Source organism: Brevundimonas sp. EAKA (assembly GCF_000698025.1).
Classification (GTDB): domain Bacteria; phylum Pseudomonadota; class Alphaproteobacteria; order Caulobacterales; family Caulobacteraceae; genus Brevundimonas; species Brevundimonas mediterranea_A.
Genome location: NZ_JMQR01000046.1, coordinates 1 through 23,543, shown reverse-complemented (window position 1 = coordinate 23,543; position 23,543 = coordinate 1). Strand labels below are relative to the sequence as shown.

Sequence of the window (23,543 nt, the reverse complement as noted above, 5' to 3'; positions counted from 1 at the left end):
GGGTATCGGGATTTCGGCATATCCCATTGACATATACGTTAGTCGGGCCGATAGCGAACTCATGAGCCCGCCGCTGAAAGCCACAGTCTTCAAGTCGAACCGCTCGCAGGCTGTGCGCCTGCCCAAGGCGGCCGCCTTTCCGGATGACGTGAAAGAGCTGCGCGTCATCAAAGAGGGCAAGAGCCTGCGCCTGGTGCCGGTCAACGCCCTGTGGGATGACTTCTTCGACCGGCCCGGCATTCCAGACTGGCCGGATCGGGATCAGCCTGAGATGCAGAAGCGGGAGGAGTGGTGACCGGCTTCATGCTGGACACCAGCATCTGTATCGAAATTCTGCGGGGCCGCAGCGCTGCGCTGAATGATCGTCTGAAGAGCGAACAGGCGCCGTTGCATGTTTCGACGGTGGTCGTCATGGAATTGGCGGTCGGCCCGAACAAGCTGGCCGACCCGCGCCGACGCGATTTGCTGGAGGCGTTTCTGGCGCGTCTGGAAATTCTTCCGTTCGATGAGGACGCCGCGCGCCACACGGCGGAAATCCGCGCCGTGCTGGAGCGCCAAGGGCGGCCCATTGGACCCTATGATTATCAGATCGCGGGCCACGCCCGCAGCCAAGGACTGACCGTGGTCACCCGCAACATCGGCGAATTCGAGCGTGTAGCCGGCCTCAGGGTCGAGCACTGGTCGGATCCTAGTAAAGGCGTACACGAATGAGACTGGCCTTCTTCGGCGACGTCATCGGCAAGTCCGGCCGTGACGGGATCAGCGATCATCTTCCGGGCCTGAAGCGCGACCTGAAGCTGGACTTCGTGGTGGTGAATGCGGAGAACGCTGCGGGCGGTTTCGGCATCACCGAGAATACGGCGCGCGAGCTGTTCATGGCGGGCGCCGACTGCCTGACCCTGGGCAACCACTCGTGGGATCAGCGCGAGGCCCTGACCTATATCGTGCGCGAGCCGCGGCTGATCCGGCCGGCCAACTATCCGCGCCTGATGGATGCGCCGGGCGCCGGGGCCAATCTGTTCGAGACCCATTCGGGCCGCACCGTCCTGGTGATGAATGTGCTTGGCCGGGTGCATATGGACCCGATGGACGATCCGTTCGGCGCCGTCGAACGCGAGCTGGCGGCCGCGCCCCTGGGGGCCGTGGCCGATGCGGTGATCGTGGACATGCACTGCGAGGCGACCAGCGAGAAGATGGCCATGGGCCATTTCTGCGACGGGCGAGCGTCGCTGGTGGTCGGCACCCATACCCACGTCCCGACCGCCGACTGCCAGATCCTGCCCGGCGGCACGGCCTATCAGACCGACGCCGGCGGCTGCTGCGACTATGACAGCGTGATCGGCAACGAGAAGGAAGAGCCGTTGCGCCGCTTCACCACCCGGATCTCGGGCGGGCGCTACATGCCGGCGTCCGGTCCGGCGACGGTGTGCGGCGTGTTTGTCGAAACCGACGACAAGACCGGGCTGGCGACGCGGGTCGAGCCGATCCGGGTCGGCGGACGGTTGAGCCAGGCGGTGCCGGTTCTCTGACGTCAGGCCAGGTTGAGCGTGTTCGATCCCGCCTCGACCGCGAAGGTCTGACGGGTCGTCAGCGCGCCGGAGCGGGTCGAGACCTTGTCCAGGACCTTGAACTGGGTGGTCCAGAGGTTCGGGGTCGCCTCGCAGATCAGATAGCCGCGCTGGGTGTTGCGGAACTTCAGCTGGGGATTGGCCGAGAGGAAGCGGTCGTAGTCGGAGCCGCGGTCCGAGCCGTCGCCGCCGGAGCTGATCGAGGTGCCGACGAATTCGACGGCGATGGGGGCGCCCTCGGGCTGGCTGCCGTCCAGCCACAGGCCGCCGGCGTAGTTCTGATGCTCGTCGCCGGTCAGGACCACGACATTGTCGATGCGGCGGTCGCGGATGTGGCGCAGCAGGCGGTTGCGGGGCACGCGATAGCCGGCCCAGCTGTCGGTGTTGACGCCCTGGCCGCCGGAGGTGTTGCGGTTCAGGTCCATCATCATGACCTGCTGGGCCAAAGCCTTCCAGCGCGCCTTCGAGCGGTCGAGATTGGTCAGCAGCCAGGCCTCCTGGGCGTCGCCCAGCACCTGGGCCGTCGTCGCCTCTATGCCGGGGCAGGTGGCGTTGTAGCGGTCGCCGCAGGGCTGGTCCGTGCGGTACTGGCGGGTGTCGAGGAAGGCGATGTCCAGCAGGTCGCCGTACTGGGCCCGGCGATAGGCCTGCATGCCCGCGCCGTGCGGGAAGGCCGACTTCCGCATCGGCATGAACTCGTAGAAGGCCTGCATGGCCGCGGCGCGGCGCAGCAGGAAGACTTCAGGCGGCACGCCGTCCTGATCGATGTCGCCGACCCAGTTGTTGTCGACCTCATGGTCGTCATAGGTGCAGAACCAGGCCGCCGAGGCGCGCGAGGCCTGAAGATCCGTGTCCATCGTGTACTGGGAGTAGCGGCGGCGATAGTCGTCGAGGCTGTAGATCTCGCCGCCCAGGTGGACGCGGGTGTTGTCCTGCGGGCCTGAACCCGACTGGTAGATCGGGTTGCCCCGGCCTTCGTAGATGTAGTCGCCGTAGCAGAAGATGAAATCCAGATCCTCTTCCGCCATCTTGCGGTGGGCGGTGTAGTAGCCGCTCTCATAGGCTTGGCAGCCGGCGACGCCGAAGCGGACGGCCGAGACGGCGTCGCCGGCCAGGGGGGCGGTCTTGGCGCGGCCGACGCCGCTGCGCTCGGTCCCGCACTGGAAGCGGTAGAAATAGAGGCGGGCGGGCTCCAGCCCCTCCACCTCGACGTGGACGGAATGGCCCAGTTCGGGTCGGGCGATCGCCTCGCCGGACCGGACAACGGTGTTGAAGCCGCGGTCGGCGGCGACTTCCCATTTCACCGCGACGGGCGCCTTGGGCATGCCCGAGCCGTAGGCGACCGGGTCGGGGGCCAGACGCGTCCAGATGACGAAGCCGTCAGGCAGGGGATCGCCTGCGGTCACGCCCAGCCGGAAGGGGTTCACGTCGAAGACGGCCTGGGCCAGGGCCGGGCCGGTGTTCGACAGGGCCAGGCCGCCCCCGAAGGCGGCGAGCATGGACCGGCGGGAGAGGGCGAGCGTGGTCATCGAAAATCCCCGAACTGGAGCCCGGCTCTATCGCCGCGATGTGACAGATTTTCCAGCCGTATCCGCATCCGCCGGGGCTCGGCACGCCGCCTTGGGCGTCAGGCGGCGAGGCGACGTCCCGACAGGACGACAGCCTTGCGGATCTGCTTCAGTTCGGCGGACCGTTGTCGGGGTGAGTGGACGTCCATCACATGACGCTGTCCGGCGCGGGCCAGGGCTGTGCGTTCGTCCGGGTTGCGGATCAGGCGCTCCATCGCCTCGGCCAGGCTTTCGGGCGTGATCTCGTCGACATAGAGGGCGTGGTCGCCGCTGGCCTCGCGCAGGCCGCCCCGGCCGGACGAGATCAGGGCCGCGCCCGCCGCATGGGCCTCGACCGCCGTCAGGCCGAAGGGTTCGTCCCAGACCGAGGGGGTCAGGGCGATGGCGGCGGTCTTCATGATGTAGCGTACCTCCGATAGGGGCGCCGAATGCAGGGCGGCGACCCGGGGGCCGTACCGCTCAAGCGGGGCGAGGTGGGGCCCGGCCCAGGCGGCGTGCCTGTCCCAGTCGTTCAGCATCAGCACCGCACGCCAGTCGGGGTGGGCGTCGAGTACGGCGGGCAGGGCGGCGCACAGGACGTCCAGACCCTTCTCCGGCATGGCCCGACCGGCGAAGGCGATCACCCGCTGCCGGTCGTCGGGCGAGGCGAACCAGGCGGCCGCGTCGATGGGGTTGGGCAGGGCGTAGGCGCGGTCGGCCAGGCGGGGATAGGTGCGGGCGAAGGCGTTCCGCTCGGCGGCGCTGACGAAGATGAAGCCGTCCATTCGGCCATATCGGGCCGCGTAGCGCCAACGGTCGATCCGATGGCGCGCAGGCTTCAGCGCATTATGCCGATAAAGAACATGGACGGCCTGGGGGAAGCGTGACGATACGGACAGGGCCTGTTTCACCTGCTGGTGGTGTTCGATCAGATCCGGCCCGAAATCGCGCAAGGCGTCGATGAGACCTTGCTGTGTATTGCGGCGCGGCAGGGTGGTCACCATGCCCGGCGCATTATGATCCAGGGCGCCCTCCAGGCAGAAAATTCGCGTGTCTGCGTCTCCGTTGAAGAGGGCGAGAGTGCGCACGACCGTCTCCATGGAGTTGGGGCGGGCCTCGGAGAAGAGCGAGCCCGGAGGCAGCAGAATGGCGGTGCGCAGCGCGATGATCCCCGGAGATAATTAGCCAGCGAGGGCTCGCCTGATCGGCGAGACCGACTGTCAAACGCTCCAGGTCGGGAAATCCGTCGCCGAAATCGTCAGCGTCTGCGCGCCCGCAGCCGCAACCGCATCGCCTCGCGGCTGCGAAGGGTGATCTGATGCACCGGCCGGGGTTCGATCGTCGTGACGGGCTCGATCTCGGCGGCGCGCAGGATGGAGGCCAGGGCGATCACCGCCTCCTGGATGGCGAAGGCGGCGCCGATGCAGACACGGGGGCCGGCGCTGAAGGGGATGTAGGCGTAGCGGTCGATCGACTTGCGGTTCTGCGGCAGGAAACGTTCCGGCTTGAAGGCGTCGGGGTCGTCCCACAGCAGGCTGTGGCGTTGCAGGATCCAGGGGGAGATGATGACGGTGGCGCCGGCCTTGATCGGCTGGCCGCCGATCTCGTCGTCGGCCAGGGCCTTGCGCGCCATGGTGGGGGCGGGCGGGAACAGGCGCATGGTCTCGTCCAGAACGGCGCGGGTCCAGGGCAGGGCCTCGGCCCATTTGGGATCGGAGACGTCGAAGGCGTCGGCCTCGGTTTGCAGGCGGGCCAGGTATTCGGGCTGGCGCGACAGCAGGTGCAGGGTCCAGCCCAGGGCGCGGGCCGTGGTCTCGTGCCCCGCCAGGATGAAGGTCAGGATGTTGGCGGCGACCTCTTCGTCGCTCAAGCCGGGGCCGCCGTTCTCGTCGCGGGCCAGCAGCAGGGCGCTGAGCAGGTCGTCGGGGGCTGCGTCGCCGGATTCGATGCGGGCGCGGCGGGCCTCGACCAGTTTGGTGACGCGCTGTTCGAAGAAGCGGGCCGAGCGGAAGCTGGCCAGACGGCCCAGGCGCGGGGCCCAGTCCGGGGCGCCCAGGACGTCCAGCGGATCGATGCGGGCGCCATTGGCCAGGAACTGGTTCAGGGCGCGCTCGAAGCCGCGCGCCTCGCCGCCCAACTCGTCCGAGAACATGGTGGCGGACAGGATGTCGAAGGTCAGGCCGGACATTTCGGAGTCGATGTCCAGCACCCGCCCGCGCGGCGACAGGGACCAGCCGGCGACGCGGGCCTGGCAGACCTCGGCCATGCGGGCGTTCAGGGTCGCCATCTTGGCCGGGGTGAACAGGGGGGCCAGGATGCGGCGGGCGCGGCGCCAGACGTCGCCCTCGGTCAGCAGCAGGCCCTCGGCCAGCATGGGCCCCAGGACGCGGCGTTGCAGGTCGCCCTTTTCATAGTTGGCGGCGTTCTCGGTCAGGACGTGGCGGACGCCCTCGGGGTGGCTGACCACCAGGATCTCGCCGAAGGCGCTGTTGCCGTGCAGTTGCGGCTCGGTGAAGTGCCGCTCGGACCACATACGGAGGGGGTCGCGCCAACTGATCCAGAGGAAGGGCAGCAGCGACAGGGGCTTGCCCGTCCGTCGAGGCGGTATGGCGGGGCGGAAGATGGTGTCGGCCGTCGTCGCGTCCATAAGACGCTCCTATGCAAATCGCCCGTCAGCCAGGCGCGGGTCCGTAAACGCTCGATCTGGTGCGTGCGTTCATGAAGCATAGTGGACCAGCACGACGTCAACGAGAAGGCGACGTCCTGTCGATGGCGCCCAGCAGTCGCGCCATGTCTTCAGCGGCCAGATCCTTCGCGCGTTGGCTTGAGGTCGCGGGCTTCGAAACAGGGGCCGACGGCGCCGCTGGAGCCGTTTGAGACGCCCTCTTCTTTTCGCGCCGCTCGAACAGAAAGCGTTGAAGACCCCAGACAAGGTGAGGCGTCCACGGTTGGCCGCAGGCGGTTTTCTTTCCCGCCTTGTTCAGCAGGCCGGCGACCTCGTTGGGCCTGGTGAAGCCGCTCTTGAAACAGGCACGGAGCAGAGGGTCGAGCTCATCCAGGAACGCCTCCTTGGATCGATCACGAAAGGCGAAGTGTTTCAGTTCGTCTCTGGTGATCTGTGAAGGCTTGGACTGCGAGCGTCCGACAGGCCGCTCCGGCGTCCGCTCCCGAGAGCGTCCAGTCGGCGTCGCTTTGGCTTTGGGGGAACCCGCCCGTTTTCCGCCGCCGAGATAGGATCCCTTAGCCATGCTCAGTTCGCCGGAGCGACGGTCGGCGCCCAGGCCTTCAGCTCGGCGATCTCGCGCGTCTGGGCATCCACGACGCTCTGGGCCATGCGCCGGATTTCCGGATCGCGGCTGTCGCGCAGAGCGACCCGGGCCGTGGCGACGGCGCTTTCGTGGTTGGCGATCATCTTGGCGACATAGGCCTGATCCGCAGTCTGATCCGGGGTCTGGGCCGCCGCCTGCATTTCGGCCGTGGTGCGGGTCGCAGCCGCCTGGTTGGCGGCCGACGCTTCACGCAGCGCCTGCTGCACCGGATCGCCGCCGCCGTCGCAGGCCCCTAGCACGAGGAGCAGCGCGATCGGCGGGGCGGCGCGGATCATGCGGCGTCGCCGAACCAGCCCGGCATCCAGCCTTCGTGCCATTCGCGCAGGTGGGCGACGGGGATGCTGAACAGCTCGCCCTTGTCGCCCTTGGAGGCGAAGGCGTCGCCGCCGGCCTGACCGACGACCGAGGCGTGCAGGCCGGCGGCCTGGGCCTTGGCGATCAGGGCGTCGGCGTCGGGGACTGCGACCAGGTAGCGGGCCTGATCCTCGCCGAACAGGAAGATGTGGGCGTGGGCCGCGCTGGAGGCGTCCAGGGTCACGCCGACGTCGGAGGCCAGGACCAGGTCGGCGGCGGCGCCGATCAGGCCGCCGTCGCTAAGGTCGTGGACCACGGTCAGGTCGCCGGCCTCGATCAGGTCGCGGACGAAGTCGCCGGTCTTCCTTTCCAGCTTCAGATCGACGGGGGGCGGGGCGCCGTCCTCGCGGCCCAGGACCTCGCGCAGATAGATGGAGGCGCCCAGTTCGCCGACGGTCTGGCCGATCAGGACCAGGGTGTCGCCCGCGGCCATGGTCGAGAAGTTGGTGACCACGTCATAGTTGGGCAGCAGGCCCACGGCGCCGACGGTCGGGGTGGGCGGAATGGCGACGCCGTTGGTCTCGTTATAGAGCGACACATTGCCCGAGACGACGGGGAAGGACAGCTCGCGGCAGGCCTCGGCCATGCCGTCGATGGCGCGGACGATCTGGCCCATGATCTCGGGGCGCTGCGGGTTGCCGAAGTTCAGGTTGTCGGTGATGGCGATGGGACGCGAGCCGACGGCGGTCAGGTTGCGCCAGGCCTCGGCCACAGCTTGCTTGCCACCCTCGTAAGGGTCGTTCTGGACATAGCGGGGGGTGCAGTCGCTGGTCACGGCCAGCCCCTTGTCCGTGCCGTGGACGCGGACCACGCCGGCGTCGGCGCCGGTGGCCGAGTCCTGCAGGGTATCGGCCATGACGTGGCGGTCGTACTGTTCCCAGATCCAGCGCTTGGAGGCCATGTCGGGGCAGGCGACGACCTTCATCACCGCATCGGCCCAGTTCTCAGGCGCGGGGACGTCGGCGGGGTTCAGCTTCGGTTGAAGCTCCGGCTGGACCCAGGGGCGGTCGTACAGGGGGGCGTCGTCGAACAGGGGCGCCAGGGGCACGTCGCACACGGTCTCGCCGTGATGCTTCAGCACCAGACGGCCGGTGTCGGTGGTGACGCCGATGGTGGCGGCGTCCAGGCCCCATTTCTTGAAGATGCGTTCGCCGTCGGCCTCGCGGCCCGGCTTCAGGACCGCCAGCATCCGCTCCTGGCTTTCCGACAGCATCATCTCATAGGCGGTCATGCCCTCTTCGCGCTGGGGCACGGCGTCCATGTTCAGCTCGATGCCGACGCCGCCCTTGCCGGCCATTTCGACCGAGGAGGAGGTCAGGCCGGCCGCGCCCATGTCCTGGATGGCGGCCACGGCGCCCGAGGCCATCAGTTCGAGGGTCGCCTCGATCAGCAGCTTCTCGGCGAAGGGATCGCCGACCTGGACGGTGGGGCGCTTCGATTCCGACTCATCGTCGAACTCGGCCGAGGACATGGTGGCGCCGTGGATGCCGTCGCGACCGGTCTTGGAGCCGAAATAGACCACCGACAGGCCCGCCGAGGGCGCGGCCGAATAGAAGATGCTGTCAGCCTTGGCCAGGCCGACGCACATGGCGTTGACCAGGATGTTGCCGTTGTAGCCGGCGTGGAAATTGGTCTCGCCCGCCACGGTCGGCACGCCGACGCAGTTGCCGTAGCCGCCGATGCCGGAGACGACGCCCTTGACCAGGCGTTTGGTCTTTTCGTGCGACGGATCGCCGAAGCGCAGGGCGTTCAGCAGGGCCACGGGGCGGGCGCCCATGGTGAAGACGTCGCGCATGATGCCGCCCACGCCCGTCGCCGCGCCCTGATAGGGTTCGATGTAGGAGGGGTGGTTGTGGCTCTCCATCTTGAAGATGCAGGCGTCGCCGTCGTCGATGTCGATCACGCCGGCGTTCTCACCGGGGCCGCAGATGACGCGGTCGCCGGTGGTCGGGAACTTGCCCAGGTGGATCTTGGAGGATTTGTACGAGCAGTGCTCGGACCACATGACCGAGAAGACGCCCAGTTCGACATGGTTGGGCTCGCGGCCCAGCCGGTCGAGGACGACCTGATATTCGTTCGGGGCCAAGCCGTATTCGGCGGCCAATTCAGCCATGGTCTTTTGAGGAGCGGTCATGGGCGGGGCTTCTAGCCGCAGATGGGCCGATAGGCTATATTCTAGACAGCATTTTGGGAGTTCTAGAATGGGCCTCAGCATCAAGCGCGCCGAGACGGAGCGCAAGGCGCGCGCCGTCGCCGAACGGCTGGGGGTCAGTCTGACCGAGGCCATCGACATCGCCCTGGACAAGATATGGAAGGAACTGACCGCCGAGGAGGCGGCGGCGGAGCGGGCGAGCAAGCGCGAGGCGCTGTTCGCCTATCTGCGGACCCTGCTGCCCGGCGATGGCCGCTCTCTTCAGGAAATTGACGACGAAATGTACGACGAGCACGGTCTTCCGCGCTGATGGTCATCGACACCTCCGCCTTCGTCGCCATTGTTCTGAGAGAGCCGGAAGCGGCCGCGTTCGATGAACGGATTCGTTCGGCGACGACGCGCCGGGTCAGTGTCGCGACCTGGGTGGAACTGGCGGCGGTGCTGACGTCCCGGCTCGGCGTGGACGCCCGGCCCGTGCTGGATCGTCTTGAACAGGAGTACCGGCTGGATCTGGTCCTGGTCGATCAGGCGCAGATGCGGATCGCCTGCGAGGCCATGGTGCGGTTCGGCAAGGGGCGGCGTCCGGCGCGGCTGAACTACGGCGACTGTTTCGCCTATGCGCTGAGCCTGAGCAGCGGCGAACCTGTGCTGTTCAAGGGCGAGGATTTCTTGAAGACGGACGTGGCGATCACGATCTGAACGCGGGGGAACGTCTGGGGCTCGGGTTTCATTTCGTGTGTAGCCAACACGGAGTTCACCATGACCGACACCCCCATCGACCCCGCCGCGACCCCCGAAGACGACGATCTGCCCGAGATTGCGGCCGACGACGCCGGCGCCTCGGCCATGGCCGAGCAGGCCCAGAACGAAGATGAAGTCAAAGACGAGGGGGAGGGCATCTGATGCGCTCTACCCCCTCGACAAAGGTCACGCCGGCCACCGGCCAGCAGATGGATCGGTCCAATGATCCCGCCACGACGCGCGAAATGGACAAGGCCGCGCCCGAGCAGGCCATGATCAGCCGTCGGCAGCGGCTGACCGGACAGGCGACGGGGATCGGCAGCGTCGGATTTCAGGAGACCGGCGCCTTTGACGTCGGCGCCGGGGAAGATGCGGCGATCGATACGCCCGTGACGCCCGGCAAGAAGCCCTAACGCTCGACCCCCGGCTTCAGCCGGAAGGCCAGCAGCACCCCGCCGACCAGCAGGACGATGGCGCCGGCCAGGGCGGTGAAGGCGACGGCGGGCTTGTCGGTCTGTTCGGCGACCAAGGCGCCCAGCAGGCCCCAGGCTGTGGGCAGGGGATAGGCGAGGGTCCGCAGGCTGGCGGTCACCGCCAGGGCGACGCCGGTGGTCACGATGATGGCCAGGATGGCCCAGGCGCTTGGCGACAACGCCGTCGGCAGGGCCTCGAAGGCGGTCAGGGTGGTGATCAGGTTCAGCGGCGCAGCCACCGTTAACCAGCCCGCCAGGGCCGCCAGGGGCCAGACCAGCAGCAGTCGGTCGCGATCCGTTCGGCTGAGCGCGCGTATGGAGCCCGAATAGGCCACCAGCGGCGCGAGCAGGGCGATCAACGAAGCGAAGATGACGATGACGCTGGCCGCCTTCAGGTTCAGGGCGGCGACGACGATCCACATGCCGATGCCGAAAAAGGCCACGGCCGACGGCCAGCCCATCCGGTTGATCAGGGTGCTCTCGCCCGTCTGGGGCAGCACCTGACGGACGGCGTAGGCCAGCAGGCCCAGATAGATCAGGCCCCAGATCGAGAAGGCGTAGCCGGCGACGCGCAGGGTGCTGTTTCCATCCGCAGCGAACTCGGCCTGGGTCAGGCCCAGGCCCGCCAGGTTCTGGACCAGCGGGACCACGATGGCGAAGACGGCGGCGGCCAGCACCACCAGTCGGCGGGTGCGCTGGGCGGGCGTGGGACGAAGGATCGAGGACATGCGGATTCCGATACGACGGTGTTCAGGTGGAATGTACGCGCCGGACGGCGGTAAGGTTCACCGTTGCAGTGTGAAAAGTGAAGCTTGCCTGCGCCACGTTCTCTGTGCTGCTTGTCATCGGGCATGACGAACGCCGCCGGACGCTGGATTTTCTGCCTGACCGCCATGGCCGCATCGGCCGTCGCAGGCGTGGGTCACGCCCAGACAAGTGGAGCGACCGTCGTTCTCACCCAGCCGTCGCAGGACGCCTGGGCGTGCGTTCGCCAGGCCCTGACGCCCGAGCAGCAGGCGTTGGAGGTGCGCCGCTTTCTGTCGGCCCTGGCCGCGGCGAACGGCAGGCCGATCACGCCCGCCCTGGACGCGCGACATATTGCTTCGGGTCGCGCCGTGTCGCTGGACGATCCGGCGCTGTTGCAGCGGCCGCAGGCGCACGAGGTGACCCTGACGGTCGATGGGCGGTTCCTGGTCTTTCGTCCCTTGTCACGCGCCAGTCTGGACCCCTTCCTGGGGCGCTAGAGGAACCGCCTGTCGTGTGGTCGGTTGTTCAAGCCCACACGAACTGGAGATGACCATGGCTGACCGCGACGACGAAACACCCATCTTCGAAACCAACGAGGTCGAAGCCAATCTCGCCATCGAACACGGTCAGGGCGTCGGCGCCCGCGAATTGGCCGCCCAACGCGATCCGGGCGGCGTGGTCACGGCCGACGAGGACGAAGACCTGGAGAACGGACAGGCGGCGCGCCCGGAGTGAGCGCGTCCCTGTCTGCTTGACGGCGGTTCGATGATCGTCGTTCATGCCGCGCATGAACGCAGACGCCGCCGTCGCTCTGGAGACGCTTCTTCAGCACGCCCTGTCCGCTAGAGCGGGCGGAGCGGGTGCTGGGTGTCGATGGACGCAATGTCCTGGGGGCCATTCTCAAGGGCGACGCCCTGGCCGCCCGGGGCGATGCGCGGTCCGCCTCGAGCTTTTACGGCGCGGCCTTGGCGAGTGCGCAACAGCGCGGCGCAGATCCCGAACTGAAGGGCGAGTTGCGGCGGGTGCAACAGGCGCTGGCGGACATGAGGCGCCGGTTCGAGGAGGAGCTTCTGGCCGGGATCAAGGCGCGCGGATTTGACGAAGCCCAGTCCAGCGCGCGGTTCGCCCTGTCGCTCGACCTGCTGACCGGGCGCAAGCAACTGTATCACCAGCAGCCGAAATTCTATCTGTTTCCGGGCCTGCCGCAGGTCCAGTTCCAGCCCTGCGCCGACACGCCCTGGCTGGCGGAGATCGAGGCGGCGGCGCCCGCCATCCGCGCCGAACTGGAGGCGGTTCTGGCGGAACCCGCCCTGTTCGCTCCCTATGTCGAGGACCGTTCGAACCGACCGCGCAGCGGACAGGCGGGGATGCTGGAAAATCCGGCCTGGAGCGCGGTCTTCCTGTGGAAGGACGGCGTGGTCGCGCCCGAGATCGCCGCGCGGTGCCCGCAGACCCTGAAGGCGCTGGAGGCCGCGCCGCTGAGCATCATTCCCGGGCGGTCGCCGTCGATCCTGTTCTCGAAACTGGCGGCGGGCGCGCGGATTCCGCCGCATCACGGCCTGATCAACACCCGCCTGATCTGCCACCTGCCGCTGGTGGCGCCGCCGGGGTCCTGGTTCCGGGTGGGGTCGGACCTGCGTCAGTGGGAGGAAGGCAAGGCCTGGGCGTTCGACGACACGATCGAGCATGAGGCCTGGAACGACAGCGACCAAGACCGGACGATATTGATCTTCGACGTCTGGAAGCCCGAGATCACCGAGGAAGAGCGATGGCTGATCCGCGCCCTGTTCGACGCCATCGACGCCGGGGGCGGGGCGACGCCGAAGCTGGGGACCTGACCGGGCCGAAGATCCGTCAGTTGTCCATTATGAAGTTCACGCTGAACACGATCAGGCGGCCTGCCAAAGGCCGCCCGCTGGCCGCGGCTTCGTCCGTCAGCTTCAGGCGCGCGCGCGGAAGAGATCTTTGAACCGCCAAGCCCAGATGGTAGCCGGGCGGTTGCTCGCTCTCCGTCACGCACTCGGTCAGGCCGCCGTCGTCCTCGGCGACGCACGAAAGCACGACATAGCCCATGCGGGGGCTTCGGCCCCTGACCGATTCCGGAAAGGTGGGGCGAGGCATGGTCCGCCACATCACGGCGGCGGGCAGCCCGTCCTGGCCGTTGCCTTCGATCTGATCTGCGCGCTCCTCGCGCGGGTCGATGACAGGGCGGCCGCAGGCCGTCAGGGTTTCGGCGATGGCCTGGCTGGAGGGCTCAACATCCATGACGTAGCGGGTGCGCGGACCACCCGGGCGGTCAGACGGAATCACGACCTGCAGCTTTCCGCCTTCAGCCAGGTCCCGCGCAACCAGGGCGGGGATGCGACTGAACGCCATCGTTCGCTGCGATCCTACCGTCCAGACTGTCGTTTTTGATTCGCCTTCATCGCCGACCTGAATCCCCAGCTCTCGTGTCGGCTGATTCTTGGGCGCTTCCGGCAGGCCGCTGATCATCAGATCGTACACGCCGCCCTGACACCTCGCGATGAGGTTGAGGCCGGACGTAAAACCAATGGTAGCCACTACGGCGTCGTGCTCGGGAAGACGCGCCAGGGTCCAATCCTCCCGTGCGGAATCAACCGGCGCGGGGGGCTGCGAGGCCTCTTGAGCCCAGGCTGCAGAGGATGACAGGCAAAGGAACAGGACGGCGGAGATGGAGCGAAGCATTGCGCTACTTCGCCTCAACGACAGATTGCCGTCAAGCTGCGGCGTAGATGCTCTGGAACAGCACGGCGCCGTCGGCGGAGCCCAGTTCGGCCTCGAAGGCGCGGTCGGGGTGGGGCATCATGCCGAGCACATTGCCGCGCGCATTCTGGATGCCGGCGATGTCGTTGACCGAGCCGTTGGGGTTGTCGACGTAGCGGAAGACCACCTGGCCCTCGCCCTCGATCCGGGCCAGGGTCTCGGCGTCTGCGAAGAAGTTTCCGTCGCCGTTGCCCTGGGTCATGACCACCTCGCGCTGGCCCTGGTAGCCGGCGGTGAAGCGGGTCTGGCCGTTGGCGACGGTCAGGGCGATGGGCTTGCAGACGTATTTCAGCCCCTTGTTGCGCAGCAGGGCGCCGGGCAGCATTCCAGACTCGCACAGGATCTGGAAGCCGTTGCAGATGCCGACCACGGCGACGCCGTCGTCTGCGGCCTTCTTGACCGCCTGCATCACCGGGGACTGGGCCGCCATGGCGCCGCAGCGCAGATAGTCGCCGTAAGAGAAGCCGCCGGGAATGACGATCAGGTCCAGGCCCGAAGGCAGTTCGGTCTCGGCGTGCCAGACCATGGAGACGGGCTCGCCAGTGGAGCGTTCGACGGCGACCTTGCAGTCGCGATCACAGTTGGAACCGGGGAAGACGATGACGGCTGCGCTCATGGCGCGGGCCTCTAGCACCGTTTTCGGGAAATGTCAGTGCGCGGGTTCAAGAAGTCCGAGGCGGGTCTCGATCCGGCCGAGGCGGGCGTCCTGACGATCGACAATCTGATACAGGTTGGAGACGTCCTGGTTCAGGCCGTTGAGGTGGAGGCGCATGGCCTGAAGTTCGCCTCTCACGCCGGCGACATTGCCGTCGATCCGGTCCAGGCGTGTCTGCATGGACTTCAGCACTTCGTAGATGAGGTCGTTGGTGACGTCGGCCATGAGTTCATACTACCATAAACTGTGGTTACGCCAAACGCTTGGACGCGGCGCGTCTCCGTCCCTCCGCCCAGGCCGCCACGAAGATCGCGAAGCCGCCCAGCGACAGCCCGACGCCGACCCAGCCGGTCGAGGTCCAGCCGTAGCCGGCCGCGATGGCCATGCCGCCCAGCAGGGGGCCGATGGCGTTGGCGGTGTTGAAGGCCGAGTGGTTCAGGGCGGCGGCCAGGGTCTGGGCGTCGCCGGCGACGTCCATCAGCCGGGTCTGCAGCACCGAGCCCAGGCCGCCGCCGCCGCCGATCAGGAAGACGACGATCATAACGGCCCACAGGTGCGGGGCGGCGAAGGGATAGAGGGCCAGGGCCGCGGCGCTCCACAGCAGAAGGCCGCCCGCCGCCGGGAAGCCGACCCGGTCGGCGGCCCAGGCCCCCAGGATATTGCCCAGGAACATGCCGACGCCGAAGACGGCGAAGACCCAGGGCATGATTTCCGGCCCCACGCCGGTCACGGCCTGAAGGGTCGAGGCCAGATAGGCGTAGACGGCGAACATGCCCCCGAAGCCGACGGCGCCGACGCCCAGGGTCAGCCAGACCTGGCTCCGCTTCAGGGCGCCCAGTTCGCGCACGGGACTGGCGTGCGGATGGGCCGGGTCGCGCGGGGCGAACAGGGCGACCAGACCCATGGTGGTCACCGCCAGGACGCTGACGATGGCGAAGGTCCAGCGCCAGCCGAAAGCGTGGCTGATCATATTGGCGAAGGGCACGCCGATGACCGTGGCGACCGTCAGACCCATCAGGACGGTCGAGACGGCCCGGGTGCGGAGATGCAGCGGCACGACCGACGCTGCGACCAGGGCCGCCACGCCGAAATAGGCGCCGTGCGGCACGCCGCTGAGGAAGCGGAAGACCAGCATCCATTCATAGGTCGGCGCCAGGGCCGACAGGCCGTTGCCGATGGCGAACAGGGCCATGAAGCCGATCAGCAGCAGCCAGCGCGGGCTGCGAGCGCCCAGCACCGCCAGGATCGGCGCGCCGACCACGACGCCGGCGGCGTAGGCGCTGATGACATGGCCGGCGGCCGGGGCGTCGACGCTCAGGCCGGCGGCGAAGTCGGGCAGGATGCTCATGGCCGCGAACTCGGTCACGCCGATGGCGAAACCGCCCATGGCCAGGGCGATCAGCACCAGGGCCACCCGTCCGGCGGTCATGGGTTCGTTGGTGACGTCGGAATCGACGACGGCGCCGCCAGCGGCCATGAAAGCTATCCGTAAAGGGGGAGGGGGGATGTTGCGATGCAACATAAGGAGCCTCCTCCTTGGATCAACGCCTCAGCCGCGGTTTTCGTAGGTCGCCGTGATCGAGGCCCTGGCCAGGGTGTGGAAGTGGAGGTTGAAACCGAAGACGGCGCCGGAATCGTCGGCGGTGACGTCCAGCCGGTCCACGTCCACGGCGAAGACGGTGAAGATGTAGCGGTGCGGGCCGTGGCCGGGGGGCGGGGCGGCGCCGCCGAAGCCGGCCTGGCCGAAATCGGTGCGCCCCTGGACCGCGCCGGAGGGCAGGTCGCCGCCGGGCGAACCGGCGCCGGTCGCCAGCTCGGTCACGTCGGCGGGGATGTTGGCGACGGTCCAGTGCCAGAAGCCTGAACCCGTCGGGGCGTCGGGATCATAGCAGGTGACGGCGTAGCTCTTCGTGCCTTCAGGCGCGCCGGACCAGGCGAGGTGGGGCGAGGTGTTTCCCTTGGCGTGGACCTGGGCCTCGGGCAGGACGCCGCCGTCCTGAATATCCCGAGATGTGAGGGTGAAGGTCATCGACGTCTCTCCGTTTCGTGATCGCCAGTTAAACGGCGTCGGGCGCCGGGGCGTTGCACTGCGACATTCTGTCACTAGCTGTAATGCAGATGCGGTCAAGCCAAGGCGGGTCGGATGCTTCAGTCCCTGATCGACAGGACGTTCCGAACACGGTCGATCGCCGTCCGGCTTCCTGGCGGCCGCACGCTGACGGCTGGTCCCGGAACGCCGGAACTGACCGTCGTCATCGACGACGCGCGGACGGCGTTGGCGATCGGTTCGAACCCCGAGCTGAAACTGGGCGAGGCCTATATGGCCGGCGCGCTTCGGATCGAGGGCGGGTCCATCTATGACTTCCTCGCGCTCGCCGCCTCCCAACTGGCCAAGACGTCGCGACGTTTGGGCCCGGGCTGGCGTCTGCGCCGGGCGATCGAACAGGCCAACGACCGCGCCCACGCCCGGGCGAACGTACATCATCACTATGACCTGACGGTGGACTTCTACCGCCTCTTTCTGGACGCCGACCTGCAGTATTCCTGCGCCTATTTCGAGACGCCCGAGGCGACGCTGGAGCAGGCGCAGGTCGCCAAGAAGCGGCGGCTGATCGACAAGCTGGTGCTGTCGCCGGGCCAGAGGGCGCTGGACATCGGTTGCGGCTGGGGCGGTCTGGGCCTGTCGCTGGCCGAGGCGGGCGCGCATGTCACCGGCGTCACCCTGTCGACGGAGCAGCACCGCACCGCCAATGCGAGGGCGGCCGAGCGGGGGCTGGCCGACAAAGCCGATTTCCGGCTACAGGACTATCGCGACCTGAACGAGCCGTTCGACCGGATCGTTTCCGTCGGCATGTTCGAACACGTGGGCGCGCCGAACTATCAGGCGTATTTCGATACGGTCGCGCGGCTGCTGACTGACGACGGGGTGGCGGTGATCCATTCCATCGGCCGCAAGGGGCCGCCCAGCCGCACCCAGCCGTGGATCCGCAAATACGTCTTCCCCGGCGGCTATATCCCCGCCCTGTCCGAGGTGCTGCCCGCCATCGAGCGCGCCGGCCTGTGGGTCACGGACATGGAGGTGTTGCGCCTGCACTACGCCGAGACGCTGAGGGCGTGGCGCACGCGTTTCCTGGCCCGCCGCGACGAGGCCCGGGCCATGTACGACGAGCGGTTCTGCCGGATGTGGGAATTCTATCTCGCGGTCAGCGAGGTCGCCTTTCGCGAACTGGGCCAGATGGTGTTCCAGCTTCAGCTGACGAAGCGGGCGGAGGCCGTGCCGCTGACGCGGGACTATCTGTGCCGATGAGGCGGCGGCTTCATGCCGCCTCGATGCGGTAGCCTTCGATCACCGTGTTGGCGAGCAGTTGCTCGCACATCTTCTTGGCCTCGGCCTGGGGGTCTGCAACGCCGTCGAGGTCGAACTCGATCAGCTTGCCGACGCGGGCGTTCGACACGCCGGTCCAGCCCAGACCCTGCAGGGCGCCTTCGACGGCCTTGCCCTGGACGTCCAGCACGCCGGGCTTGAGGAAGACGTGAACCTTGACCTTAGCCACTAGTGCAGCCCTCCCTGAATCACCGTCGGCATGCCCTTCATGATGCCCAGTCGACGCGCGACTTCGGTGTAGCTTTCGATGACATTGCCCAGATCGCGGCGGAAGCGGTCCTTGTCCATCTTCTCGCCGGTCGTGGCGTCCCACAGGCGGCAGCTATCCGGGCTGATTTCGTCGGCCAGGATGACGCGGCTGAAGTCGTTTTCCCAGATGCGGCCGAACTCGATCTTGAAGTCGACCAGGGTGATGCCGACGGCGCCGAACATGCCTGACAGATAGTCGTTGACCCGCACCGTCATGGCCAGGATGTCGTCCAGTTCCTGGGTCGAGGCCCAGTTGAAGGCGGTGATATGCTCTTCGGTGACCATCGGGTCGTTGAGCTCGTCCTTCTTGTAGTAGAATTCGATGATCGAGCGGGGCAGGGGGGTGCCTTCCTCGATGCCCAGACGCTGGCTCATCGAGCCGGCAACGATGTTGCGGCAGACGACTTCCAGCGGAATGATCTCGACTTCGCGGATCAGCTGCTCGCGCAGGTTCAGGCGCTTGATGAAGTGGTTGGTCACGCCGATGCCGTTCAGGCGCGACATGATGAATTCGCTGATCTGGTTGTTGACCACGCCCTTGCCTTCGAGGACGGCCTTCTTCTGCGCGTTGAACGCGGTGGCGTCGTCCTTGAAGTACTGGATCAGGGTGCCGGGCTCGGGTCCTTCGTACAGGATCTTGGCCTTGCCTTCGTAAATCTTCTTGCGCTTGCTGTTCATATTCCGGTCCCGGCCTACGGGCGCCCTCCAAAAACAAAAATCGCGCGGCCATGATGGAAAGGGGAAGACCCGGTCCTGGCGGCGCGTTTCGGAATCGTTCGGGCAGTCAATCTCGTTCGGCGACTCCTTAGCCGAACGCGGCCTCCGATACAAATGAGGCAAAACCGGAATGCGGGGAGGGAGGAGGAGGGGATGCGACGGAAGTCATGTTGCGTTCAGGCGCGGTCGGGCTATAGACGGCGCTTGCCCCGAGGTTAGCGGGGCGTTCGGAGCTATGCTGAGCGACATGACGACCTTCGACGATCGGGAAAAAGGCTACGAGGCCAAGTTCGCCCTCGATCAGGAGCAGGAATTCAAGGCCATCGCCCGGCGCAACAAGATGTTGGGCCTGTGGGCGGCCGAGAAGATGGGCCTGTCGGCTGAAAGCAGCGACCAGTACGCTGCGGCCATCGTGCGCGCCGACATGGAGCAGCCCGGCGACGAGGACGTGTTCCGCAAGGTCGCCGGCGACTTCAAGGCCTCGGGTCTGTCGGTGTCGGAAGGCGAGATTCGCTCCAAGATCGACGAACTGGCCTCCATCGCGCGCGAGCAGATTCGCGCCGGGGAGTAGACGTCCGGCCTAAGGGCGGGTTTGAGAATTCGAAAGGGCCGCACCCGGGGGAAAGTGCGGCCCTTTCTTTTTGCCGGGGACGTTGGGGGATGTCTCACCCGGCGTACTGTGCGTCTCGCGCCCCTGAAGAACACGGCGCGCGAGATTTGGTTTCAGTCCGTTCCGACCGGACTGTAATTATTTTTACGGCATCAGAACCGCATCGACGACGTGGACCACGCCGTTCGACTGGGCCACGTCGGCCTGGGTGATGGTGGACTTGCCGCCCTTGGCGTCGGTGATGACCCAGGTGTCGTTCGGACCGGCCGCGACCTTCAGTTCCTCGCCCTGAACCGTCTCCAGGGTCGCGGTCCCGCCGTTGGCCTGGGCCTGGCTGGCGATGTCGGCGGCGGTCAGACGGCCGGCGACCACGTGATAGGTCAGGATCTTGGTCAGATCGGCCTTCATGGCCGGCTGCATCAGGGCGGTGCGGGTGGCCTCGGGAATCTTGTCGAAGGCGGCGTTGTCGGGGGCGAAGACGGTGAAGGGGCCTGGGCCCTGAAGCGTCTCGACCAGGCCGGCGGCCTGAACGGCGGCGACCAGGGTGGACAGGTTCGAGGCCTTGGACGCATTGGCGACGATGGTCTCGTTCGGGCTCATGGCCGCGCCGCCCACCATGGGATCGGCCGCCATGGGGGCCATGGCCGCGCCTTCGGCCGGGGCCATGGCGGTGGAGTCTGCGGGCGTGGGGGTTTCGTTGTTGTTGCAGGCGCCGAGCGCCATCAGCGCCCCGCCGGATACGGCGACGAGCATGAGCGTGCGAAGATTTGTCATGGTGTTTCGTTCCCTGTTGGCCCGCGCTGTGGCGGTCACGACAAGGTTACGTTCGAGTTCACCTAAAGGATGCGTGCGGCGTGACAGGAGGATGCAGCTTGGCCATTCAGTCTTCGAACACGACGGTCTTTGTGCCGTGCAGCAAAACGCGATCCTCGAGGTGCCGACGAACTGCCCGAGCTAGAACGCGACGCTCGATATCACGACCCTTGCGGATCAAATCTTCCGGGGTGTCGCGGTGGCTGATCCGCTCTACATCCTGTTCGATGATCGGGCCTTCGTCCAGGTCGGGCGTGACATAGTGGGCGGTGGCGCCGATCACCTTCACCCCGCGTGCATGGGCCTGGTGATAGGGGCGGGCGCCCTTGAAGCCGGGCAGGAAGGAGTGGTGGATATTGATGCAGCGTCCCTCCAGCCGGCGGCTGAGATCGTCGGACAGGACCTGCATGTAGCGCGCCAGGACGACCAGTTCCGTGCCGGTGGATTCGATCAGGCGCAGCAGTTCCGCCTCCTGCGCCGGCTTGTCGGCGGCGCTGACCGGCAGATGGTGGAAGGGCAGGTCGCCCAGATCGACATGGCCGATCATTTCTCGCGGATGGTTGGAGACGACGGCCGTCACCTCCATCGGCAGTTCGTCGATCCGCCAGCGGTACAGCAGGTCCGCCAGACAGTGATCGAATTTGGACGTCAGGATCATCACCTTGCGCGGCTCCGGTCCTCGCAGGGTCCAGTCCATGGCGAAACGGTCGGCAAGCGGCGTGAAGGCGGCGTGGATGGCGGCCAGGGCGTCGCCGTCGGCCGGTTCGAACACCACCCGCATGAAGAAGGTGGCGCTGGAGGCGTCGCCGAACTGTTGGGCGTCCGAGATATTGGCGTCCCGCTCCAGCAGGAAGGCGGACACGGCCGCGACGATGCCGTGGCGGTCGGGGCAGGAAAGGGTCAGGATCATCAGGCGGCAGGCTTATCCGGGAGAAAGTCACCCAGTATGGCCCAGTTCGCCGCCTTTGCCGACAAGGATATTGCATGGGCGGGGCTGGAGGACGGCAGATCGATCAGGGTCACGCCGTCGAGGTCGGCGAGGATCCGTCTTCCCAGCTTGGCCGCCAGGCCGCCGTTGAAGGCCACGGCGCGGAGTTCGGGCAGGCTTTCGATCAGCCCGCGCAGGTCGGCGGCCTCGGGCGACTTGATCGCCGCGTCCAGACTGCCGGATCGTTGGGCCGAGGCGATCACATCCCACAGGCCGACGCCGCACGCCTTCAACCGGTCCAGGCGGTCGGGGTAGGGCAGGGCGGTCAGGGGCTCGTCCAGCACGCCGCCGATCAACGGCCAGAAGACGTTGCGCGGGTGGGCGTAGTATTGCGCCGCCTTCAGCGAGGCGTCGCCGGGCAGGCTGCCGAGGATCAGCAGGCGGGTGGCGGTGTTGACGACGGGGGGGAACTGGCTCTTGGTCATTCCCGACGTCATTCCCGACGCGCCGCGTCCCGATAGACCTGGCTGCGGTCGCGCCTGCCTACGGCGACGACAGTCACCGTGACGATCGCATCCTCGACCCGATAGACCAGCCGGTATCCGGCGTCGCGCAGCTTGATCTTGTAGTGATCGCGCATCCCGTGAAGCGCATCCTTCGGAACGCGCGGATGTTCCAGCCTCTCGGCCAGCTTCTTCTTGAACTGGGCCCGAACCGGCGCGCCCAGTTTCTCCCACTCCTTCAGCGCGGAGGGGAGGAACTGAAGATCAAAGGGCATCGAGCGAGACGCGCACCGGCGCCTCGTCCTGCCGCTGGCGGATGGTCTCGATCAGCGTCAGGTCGTCCAGTCGTTCGACCATCGCCTCATAGGCGGCGGCGGGGACCATATAGGCCATGACCCGATTGTGGTTCAGCACGGCCACGGTCTGGCCCGCTGCGTCGTCCATGACGGCGCTGGGGCTCTTCTTCAGGTCAGAGACGCTGACCGCGACAGAGGCTTCGACCCGTTGCATAGTGATAGAGTACGAAAATCGGTGCGATTTTCAATACTGAAGATCAGTCGTCGCCGAACACCCGCTTGAACACCACGTCCACATTCTTGGTGTGATAGCCCAGGTCGAACAGGGCCTCGAGCTGTTCGGCGGGCAGGGTGACGCGTTCGTCGGCCTTGAGGAAGTCCAGGAAGGCGCCTTCGCCGCGCCAGACCTTCATGGCGTTCTCCTGCACGGCGGCATAGGCGGCCTCGCGCGAGATGCCGGCCTGGGTCAGGGCCAGCATGACGCGTTGCGAATGCACCAGACCGCCCAGGCGGTCGATATTGGCCTGCATGTTCTCGGGATAGACGTTCAGACGCTCGACCACATTGGCCAGGCGCTGGAGGGCGAAGTCCAGGTGGATGGTGGCGTCGGGACCGATGCCGCGCTCGACCGACGAGTGGCTGATGTCCCGCTCGTGCCACAGGGCGACGTTCTCCATCGCCGGGGTCACGGCCGAACGGACCAGACGGGCCAGGCCGGTCAGGTTCTCGGTCAGGATCGGGTTGCGCTTGTGCGGCATGGCCGACGAGCCCTTCTGGCCCTTGTCGAAGAATTCTTCCGCTTCCAGCACCTCGGTGCGCTGCAGGTGGCGGATCTCGATGGCGAGGCGTTCGACCGAGCTGGCGACGACGCCCAGGGCGGCGAAGAAGGCGGCGTGGCGGTCGCGCGGGATGACCTGGGTCGAGACCGGCTCGACCTGAAGCCCCATCTTGTCGGCGACATATTGCTCCACCGCCGGATCGACATTGGCGAAGGTGCCGACGGCGCCGGAGATGGCGCAGGTGGCGATCTCTTCCTTGGCGGTGATCAGGCGGCGTTTGGCGCGCTGGAACTCGGCGTGATAGCCGGCCAGCTTCAGGCCGAAGGTCACGGGCTCGGCGTGGATGCCGTGGCTGCGGCCGACGGTCGGGGTGTATTTATGCTCCTTGGCGCGGGTCTCCAGCGCCGCCAGAACCCGGTCCACGCCGTCGATCAGCAGGTCCGACGAGCGGGCCAGCTGGACCGCGAAACAGGTGTCCAGCACGTCCGACGAGGTCATGCCCTGGTGCAGGAAGCGGGCTTCGTCGCCGACGATCTCGGCCACATGGGTCAGGAAGGCGATGACGTCGTGTTTGGTGGTGCGCTCGATCTCGTCGATGCGGTCGGCGTCGAAGGTCGCGTCCTTGCCCTTGGCCCAGATGGCGTCCGCCGCGTCCTGGGGGATGACGCCCAGTTCGGCCATCTTGGTCGCCGCGTGGGCCTCGATCTCGAACCAGATCTTGTACTTGGTCTCTTGCGACCAGATGGCGGCGGCGGCGGGGCGGGAATAGCGGGTGATCATGGGGCGGTCCTGTCGGTCCGGCCGCCGCCGGAGTCAAGGTTTACGGCGACCTAAAGCTGACCCATCGTATTGTCGTGATCGACCGCCTGCCGCTTCAGCCAGGCGACGAAGGCGGTGGCGCTGGGCGAGGGGG

32 protein-coding genes are annotated in these 23,543 nt (G+C 67.1%); 12 read left to right on the top strand and 20 right to left on the bottom strand.

Annotation, left to right across the window (positions count from 1 at the left end):
* The 3 genes from vapB to ER13_RS08605 form a co-directional block, all read left to right on the top strand.
* A partial coding sequence (vapB, locus tag ER13_RS08615; protein WP_304412778.1) for a type II toxin-antitoxin system VapB family antitoxin occupies positions 1 to 295 on the top strand: 295 nt, incomplete at its 5' end.
* Positions 292 to 711 (top strand): type II toxin-antitoxin system VapC family toxin, encoded by a 420-nt coding sequence (locus ER13_RS08610; protein ID WP_154726295.1) that lies wholly within the window; start codon positions 292 to 294, stop codon positions 709 to 711. The genes vapB and ER13_RS08610, both read left to right, overlap by 4 nt.
* Positions 708 to 1,529 carry a TIGR00282 family metallophosphoesterase gene (locus ER13_RS08605; protein ID WP_008261349.1) on the top strand — a complete coding sequence of 274 codons (822 nt, stop codon included), beginning with the start codon at positions 708 to 710 and terminating at the stop codon, positions 1,527 to 1,529. The genes ER13_RS08610 and ER13_RS08605 overlap by 4 nt, the downstream gene beginning before the upstream one ends.
* Before the next feature lie 2 nt (positions 1,530 to 1,531).
* Here ER13_RS08605 and ER13_RS08600 read toward each other — a convergent pair whose 3' ends face one another.
* The 6 genes from ER13_RS08600 to purL form a co-directional block, all read right to left on the bottom strand.
* Positions 1,532 to 3,097, bottom strand: coding sequence for an alkaline phosphatase (locus ER13_RS08600; RefSeq protein ID WP_035308441.1), 1,566 nt, complete (start codon positions 3,095 to 3,097; stop codon positions 1,532 to 1,534).
* 98 nt (positions 3,098 to 3,195) lie between these two features.
* Positions 3,196 to 4,203: a glycosyltransferase family 4 protein gene (locus ER13_RS08595; protein ID WP_231492509.1), complete on the bottom strand. Its 1,008-nt coding sequence runs from the start codon at positions 4,201 to 4,203 to the stop codon at positions 3,196 to 3,198.
* Positions 4,204 to 4,373: 170 nt separating this feature from the next.
* Entirely contained in the window at positions 4,374 to 5,762 is a 1,389-nt protein-coding gene (locus tag ER13_RS08590; protein WP_035308437.1) for a cytochrome P450, read from the bottom strand.
* 97 nt (positions 5,763 to 5,859) lie between these two features.
* Positions 5,860 to 6,363, bottom strand: coding sequence for a hypothetical protein (locus tag ER13_RS08585; RefSeq protein ID WP_035308435.1), 504 nt, complete (start codon positions 6,361 to 6,363; stop codon positions 5,860 to 5,862).
* Between the two features lie 2 nt (positions 6,364 to 6,365).
* Positions 6,366 to 6,719 carry a DUF305 domain-containing protein gene (locus ER13_RS08580; protein WP_035308433.1) on the bottom strand — a complete coding sequence of 118 codons (354 nt, stop codon included), beginning with the start codon at positions 6,717 to 6,719 and terminating at the stop codon, positions 6,366 to 6,368.
* Positions 6,716 to 8,932 (bottom strand): phosphoribosylformylglycinamidine synthase subunit PurL, encoded by a 2,217-nt coding sequence (purL, locus tag ER13_RS08575; RefSeq protein ID WP_035308429.1) that lies wholly within the window; start codon positions 8,930 to 8,932, stop codon positions 6,716 to 6,718. The genes ER13_RS08580 and purL overlap by 4 nt, the downstream gene beginning before the upstream one ends.
* Positions 8,933 to 8,999: 67 nt before the next feature.
* Between purL and ER13_RS08570 the strand changes: the two genes are divergently transcribed.
* From ER13_RS08570 to ER13_RS08560, 4 genes are read left to right on the top strand one after another with little or no spacing between them, the layout of a single operon-like run.
* Entirely contained in the window at positions 9,000 to 9,260 is a 261-nt protein-coding gene (locus ER13_RS08570; protein ID WP_035308428.1) for a type II toxin-antitoxin system VapB family antitoxin, read from the top strand.
* A complete protein-coding gene (locus tag ER13_RS08565) occupies positions 9,260 to 9,649 on the top strand; it encodes a type II toxin-antitoxin system VapC family toxin (protein ID WP_035308424.1) in 390 nt (129 codons plus the stop codon). The genes ER13_RS08570 and ER13_RS08565 overlap by 1 nt, the downstream gene beginning before the upstream one ends.
* A 60-nt stretch (positions 9,650 to 9,709) precedes the next feature.
* Positions 9,710 to 9,853 carry a hypothetical protein gene (locus tag ER13_RS18400; RefSeq protein ID WP_155988130.1) on the top strand — a complete coding sequence of 48 codons (144 nt, stop codon included), beginning with the start codon at positions 9,710 to 9,712 and terminating at the stop codon, positions 9,851 to 9,853.
* Positions 9,853 to 10,104, top strand: a complete 252-nt coding sequence (locus tag ER13_RS08560; protein WP_035308422.1) for a hypothetical protein — start codon at positions 9,853 to 9,855, stop codon at positions 10,102 to 10,104. Before ER13_RS18400 ends, ER13_RS08560 begins: the two co-directional genes overlap by 1 nt.
* On the opposite strand, the gene ER13_RS08555 is transcribed toward ER13_RS08560, so the two are convergent.
* The gene (locus ER13_RS08555) at positions 10,101 to 10,892 is read right to left on the bottom strand and encodes a hypothetical protein (protein ID WP_035308419.1); all 792 of its coding nucleotides are present in this window, start codon (positions 10,890 to 10,892) and stop codon (positions 10,101 to 10,103) included. The genes ER13_RS08560 and ER13_RS08555 overlap by 4 nt on opposite strands.
* Positions 10,893 to 11,015: 123 nt before the next feature.
* On the opposite strand from ER13_RS08555, the gene ER13_RS08550 reads away from it, so the two are divergent.
* The 3 genes from ER13_RS08550 to ER13_RS08540 all read left to right on the top strand — a co-directional run bounded on the left by ER13_RS08550 (position 11,016) and on the right by ER13_RS08540 (position 12,749).
* Complete coding sequence (locus tag ER13_RS08550) at positions 11,016 to 11,408, top strand: hypothetical protein (RefSeq protein ID WP_035308417.1); 393 nt, start codon at positions 11,016 to 11,018, stop codon at positions 11,406 to 11,408.
* A gap of 55 nt (positions 11,409 to 11,463) precedes the next feature.
* A complete protein-coding gene (locus ER13_RS08545; RefSeq protein ID WP_154726307.1) occupies positions 11,464 to 11,646 on the top strand; it encodes a hypothetical protein in 183 nt (60 codons plus the stop codon).
* Between the two features lie 125 nt (positions 11,647 to 11,771).
* Positions 11,772 to 12,749, top strand: a complete 978-nt coding sequence (locus tag ER13_RS08540; RefSeq protein WP_052005008.1) for an aspartyl/asparaginyl beta-hydroxylase domain-containing protein — start codon at positions 11,772 to 11,774, stop codon at positions 12,747 to 12,749.
* A gap of 16 nt (positions 12,750 to 12,765) precedes the next feature.
* Here ER13_RS08540 and ER13_RS08535 read toward each other — a convergent pair whose 3' ends face one another.
* The 5 genes from ER13_RS08535 to ER13_RS08515 all read right to left on the bottom strand — a co-directional run bounded on the left by ER13_RS08535 (position 12,766) and on the right by ER13_RS08515 (position 16,379).
* Positions 12,766 to 13,617 (bottom strand): hypothetical protein, encoded by an 852-nt coding sequence (locus tag ER13_RS08535; RefSeq protein ID WP_231492508.1) that lies wholly within the window; start codon positions 13,615 to 13,617, stop codon positions 12,766 to 12,768.
* Between the two features lie 31 nt (positions 13,618 to 13,648).
* On the bottom strand, positions 13,649 to 14,311 hold the full coding sequence (gene purQ / locus ER13_RS08530; protein ID WP_035308412.1) for a phosphoribosylformylglycinamidine synthase subunit PurQ: 663 nt from the start codon (positions 14,309 to 14,311) through the stop codon (positions 13,649 to 13,651).
* 33 nt (positions 14,312 to 14,344) lie between these two features.
* Positions 14,345 to 14,575 carry a hypothetical protein gene (locus ER13_RS08525; protein WP_008262274.1) on the bottom strand — a complete coding sequence of 77 codons (231 nt, stop codon included), beginning with the start codon at positions 14,573 to 14,575 and terminating at the stop codon, positions 14,345 to 14,347.
* Positions 14,576 to 14,600: 25 nt separating this feature from the next.
* Complete coding sequence (locus ER13_RS08520) at positions 14,601 to 15,827, bottom strand: MFS transporter (RefSeq protein WP_052005007.1); 1,227 nt, start codon at positions 15,825 to 15,827, stop codon at positions 14,601 to 14,603.
* A gap of 72 nt (positions 15,828 to 15,899) precedes the next feature.
* Complete coding sequence (locus tag ER13_RS08515) at positions 15,900 to 16,379, bottom strand: YbhB/YbcL family Raf kinase inhibitor-like protein (RefSeq protein WP_035308411.1); 480 nt, start codon at positions 16,377 to 16,379, stop codon at positions 15,900 to 15,902.
* Between the two features lie 114 nt (positions 16,380 to 16,493).
* Here ER13_RS08515 and ER13_RS08510 point away from each other — a divergent pair, with 114 nt between their 5' ends.
* The gene (locus ER13_RS08510; RefSeq protein ID WP_035308408.1) at positions 16,494 to 17,657 is read left to right on the top strand and encodes a cyclopropane-fatty-acyl-phospholipid synthase family protein; all 1,164 of its coding nucleotides are present in this window, start codon (positions 16,494 to 16,496) and stop codon (positions 17,655 to 17,657) included.
* Between the two features lie 10 nt (positions 17,658 to 17,667).
* Here ER13_RS08510 and purS read toward each other — a convergent pair whose 3' ends face one another.
* Positions 17,668 to 17,904: a phosphoribosylformylglycinamidine synthase subunit PurS gene (purS, locus tag ER13_RS08505; RefSeq protein WP_008260221.1), complete on the bottom strand. Its 237-nt coding sequence runs from the start codon at positions 17,902 to 17,904 to the stop codon at positions 17,668 to 17,670.
* Positions 17,904 to 18,662: a phosphoribosylaminoimidazolesuccinocarboxamide synthase gene (gene purC, locus ER13_RS08500; RefSeq protein WP_008263270.1), complete on the bottom strand. Its 759-nt coding sequence runs from the start codon at positions 18,660 to 18,662 to the stop codon at positions 17,904 to 17,906. Before purC ends, purS begins: the two co-directional genes overlap by 1 nt.
* 286 nt (positions 18,663 to 18,948) lie before the next feature.
* On the opposite strand from purC, the gene ER13_RS08495 reads away from it, so the two are divergent.
* The gene (locus tag ER13_RS08495; RefSeq protein ID WP_196066380.1) at positions 18,949 to 19,272 is read left to right on the top strand and encodes a DUF1476 domain-containing protein; all 324 of its coding nucleotides are present in this window, start codon (positions 18,949 to 18,951) and stop codon (positions 19,270 to 19,272) included.
* Between the two features lie 183 nt (positions 19,273 to 19,455).
* Here ER13_RS08495 and ER13_RS08490 read toward each other — a convergent pair whose 3' ends face one another.
* The 6 genes from ER13_RS08490 to purB form a co-directional block, all read right to left on the bottom strand.
* On the bottom strand, positions 19,456 to 20,085 hold the full coding sequence (locus tag ER13_RS08490) for a fasciclin domain-containing protein (RefSeq protein WP_035308406.1): 630 nt from the start codon (positions 20,083 to 20,085) through the stop codon (positions 19,456 to 19,458).
* 106 nt (positions 20,086 to 20,191) lie between these two features.
* Positions 20,192 to 21,034 (bottom strand): formyltetrahydrofolate deformylase, encoded by an 843-nt coding sequence (purU, locus tag ER13_RS08485; protein ID WP_035308404.1) that lies wholly within the window; start codon positions 21,032 to 21,034, stop codon positions 20,192 to 20,194.
* Entirely contained in the window at positions 21,034 to 21,537 is a 504-nt protein-coding gene (locus ER13_RS08480) for a DNA-deoxyinosine glycosylase (RefSeq protein ID WP_035308402.1), read from the bottom strand. Before ER13_RS08480 ends, purU begins: the two co-directional genes overlap by 1 nt.
* A gap of 8 nt (positions 21,538 to 21,545) precedes the next feature.
* Entirely contained in the window at positions 21,546 to 21,830 is a 285-nt protein-coding gene (locus tag ER13_RS08475; RefSeq protein ID WP_035308400.1) for a type II toxin-antitoxin system RelE/ParE family toxin, read from the bottom strand.
* Entirely contained in the window at positions 21,820 to 22,065 is a 246-nt protein-coding gene (locus ER13_RS08470; protein WP_035308397.1) for a type II toxin-antitoxin system Phd/YefM family antitoxin, read from the bottom strand. Before ER13_RS08470 ends, ER13_RS08475 begins: the two co-directional genes overlap by 11 nt.
* A 43-nt stretch (positions 22,066 to 22,108) precedes the next feature.
* On the bottom strand, positions 22,109 to 23,410 hold the full coding sequence (gene purB, locus ER13_RS08465; RefSeq protein ID WP_035308395.1) for an adenylosuccinate lyase: 1,302 nt from the start codon (positions 23,408 to 23,410) through the stop codon (positions 22,109 to 22,111).
* Positions 23,411 to 23,543 lie beyond the last annotated feature (133 nt).

Excerpts from the sequence above, each read along its gene's own strand:
- ER13_RS08605 (WP_008261349.1), top strand. The coding sequence starts at position 708 with ATGAGACTGGCCTTCTTCGGCGACGTCATCGGCAAGTCCGGCCGTGAC.
- ER13_RS08600 (WP_035308441.1), bottom strand. The coding sequence starts at position 3,097 with ATGACCACGCTCGCCCTCTCCCGCCGGTCCATGCTCGCCGCCTTCGGG.
- ER13_RS08590 (WP_035308437.1), bottom strand. The coding sequence starts at position 5,762 with ATGGACGCGACGACGGCCGACACCATCTTCCGCCCCGCCATACCGCCT.
- ER13_RS08585 (WP_035308435.1), bottom strand. The coding sequence starts at position 6,363 with ATGGCTAAGGGATCCTATCTCGGCGGCGGAAAACGGGCGGGTTCCCCC.
- ER13_RS08580 (WP_035308433.1), bottom strand. The coding sequence starts at position 6,719 with ATGATCCGCGCCGCCCCGCCGATCGCGCTGCTCCTCGTGCTAGGGGCC.
- purL (WP_035308429.1), bottom strand. The coding sequence starts at position 8,932 with ATGACCGCTCCTCAAAAGACCATGGCTGAATTGGCCGCCGAATACGGC.
- ER13_RS08570 (WP_035308428.1), top strand. The coding sequence starts at position 9,000 with ATGGGCCTCAGCATCAAGCGCGCCGAGACGGAGCGCAAGGCGCGCGCC.
- ER13_RS08565 (WP_035308424.1), top strand. The coding sequence starts at position 9,260 with ATGGTCATCGACACCTCCGCCTTCGTCGCCATTGTTCTGAGAGAGCCG.
- ER13_RS18400 (WP_155988130.1), top strand. The coding sequence starts at position 9,710 with ATGACCGACACCCCCATCGACCCCGCCGCGACCCCCGAAGACGACGAT.
- ER13_RS08560 (WP_035308422.1), top strand. The coding sequence starts at position 9,853 with ATGCGCTCTACCCCCTCGACAAAGGTCACGCCGGCCACCGGCCAGCAG.
- ER13_RS08555 (WP_035308419.1), bottom strand. The coding sequence starts at position 10,892 with ATGTCCTCGATCCTTCGTCCCACGCCCGCCCAGCGCACCCGCCGACTG.
- ER13_RS08550 (WP_035308417.1), top strand. The coding sequence starts at position 11,016 with ATGACGAACGCCGCCGGACGCTGGATTTTCTGCCTGACCGCCATGGCC.
- ER13_RS08545 (WP_154726307.1), top strand. The coding sequence starts at position 11,464 with ATGGCTGACCGCGACGACGAAACACCCATCTTCGAAACCAACGAGGTC.
- ER13_RS08535 (WP_231492508.1), bottom strand. The coding sequence starts at position 13,617 with ATGCTTCGCTCCATCTCCGCCGTCCTGTTCCTTTGCCTGTCATCCTCT.
- purQ (WP_035308412.1), bottom strand. The coding sequence starts at position 14,311 with ATGAGCGCAGCCGTCATCGTCTTCCCCGGTTCCAACTGTGATCGCGAC.
- ER13_RS08525 (WP_008262274.1), bottom strand. The coding sequence starts at position 14,575 with ATGGCCGACGTCACCAACGACCTCATCTACGAAGTGCTGAAGTCCATG.
- ER13_RS08520 (WP_052005007.1), bottom strand. The coding sequence starts at position 15,827 with ATGGCCGCTGGCGGCGCCGTCGTCGATTCCGACGTCACCAACGAACCC.
- ER13_RS08515 (WP_035308411.1), bottom strand. The coding sequence starts at position 16,379 with ATGACCTTCACCCTCACATCTCGGGATATTCAGGACGGCGGCGTCCTG.
- ER13_RS08510 (WP_035308408.1), top strand. The coding sequence starts at position 16,494 with ATGCTTCAGTCCCTGATCGACAGGACGTTCCGAACACGGTCGATCGCC.
- purC (WP_008263270.1), bottom strand. The coding sequence starts at position 18,662 with ATGAACAGCAAGCGCAAGAAGATTTACGAAGGCAAGGCCAAGATCCTG.
- ER13_RS08495 (WP_196066380.1), top strand. The coding sequence starts at position 18,949 with ATGACGACCTTCGACGATCGGGAAAAAGGCTACGAGGCCAAGTTCGCC.
- ER13_RS08490 (WP_035308406.1), bottom strand. The coding sequence starts at position 20,085 with ATGACAAATCTTCGCACGCTCATGCTCGTCGCCGTATCCGGCGGGGCG.
- purU (WP_035308404.1), bottom strand. The coding sequence starts at position 21,034 with ATGATCCTGACCCTTTCCTGCCCCGACCGCCACGGCATCGTCGCGGCC.
- ER13_RS08480 (WP_035308402.1), bottom strand. The coding sequence starts at position 21,537 with ATGACCAAGAGCCAGTTCCCCCCCGTCGTCAACACCGCCACCCGCCTG.
- ER13_RS08475 (WP_035308400.1), bottom strand. The coding sequence starts at position 21,830 with ATGCCCTTTGATCTTCAGTTCCTCCCCTCCGCGCTGAAGGAGTGGGAG.
- ER13_RS08470 (WP_035308397.1), bottom strand. The coding sequence starts at position 22,065 with ATGCAACGGGTCGAAGCCTCTGTCGCGGTCAGCGTCTCTGACCTGAAG.
- purB (WP_035308395.1), bottom strand. The coding sequence starts at position 23,410 with ATGATCACCCGCTATTCCCGCCCCGCCGCCGCCGCCATCTGGTCGCAA.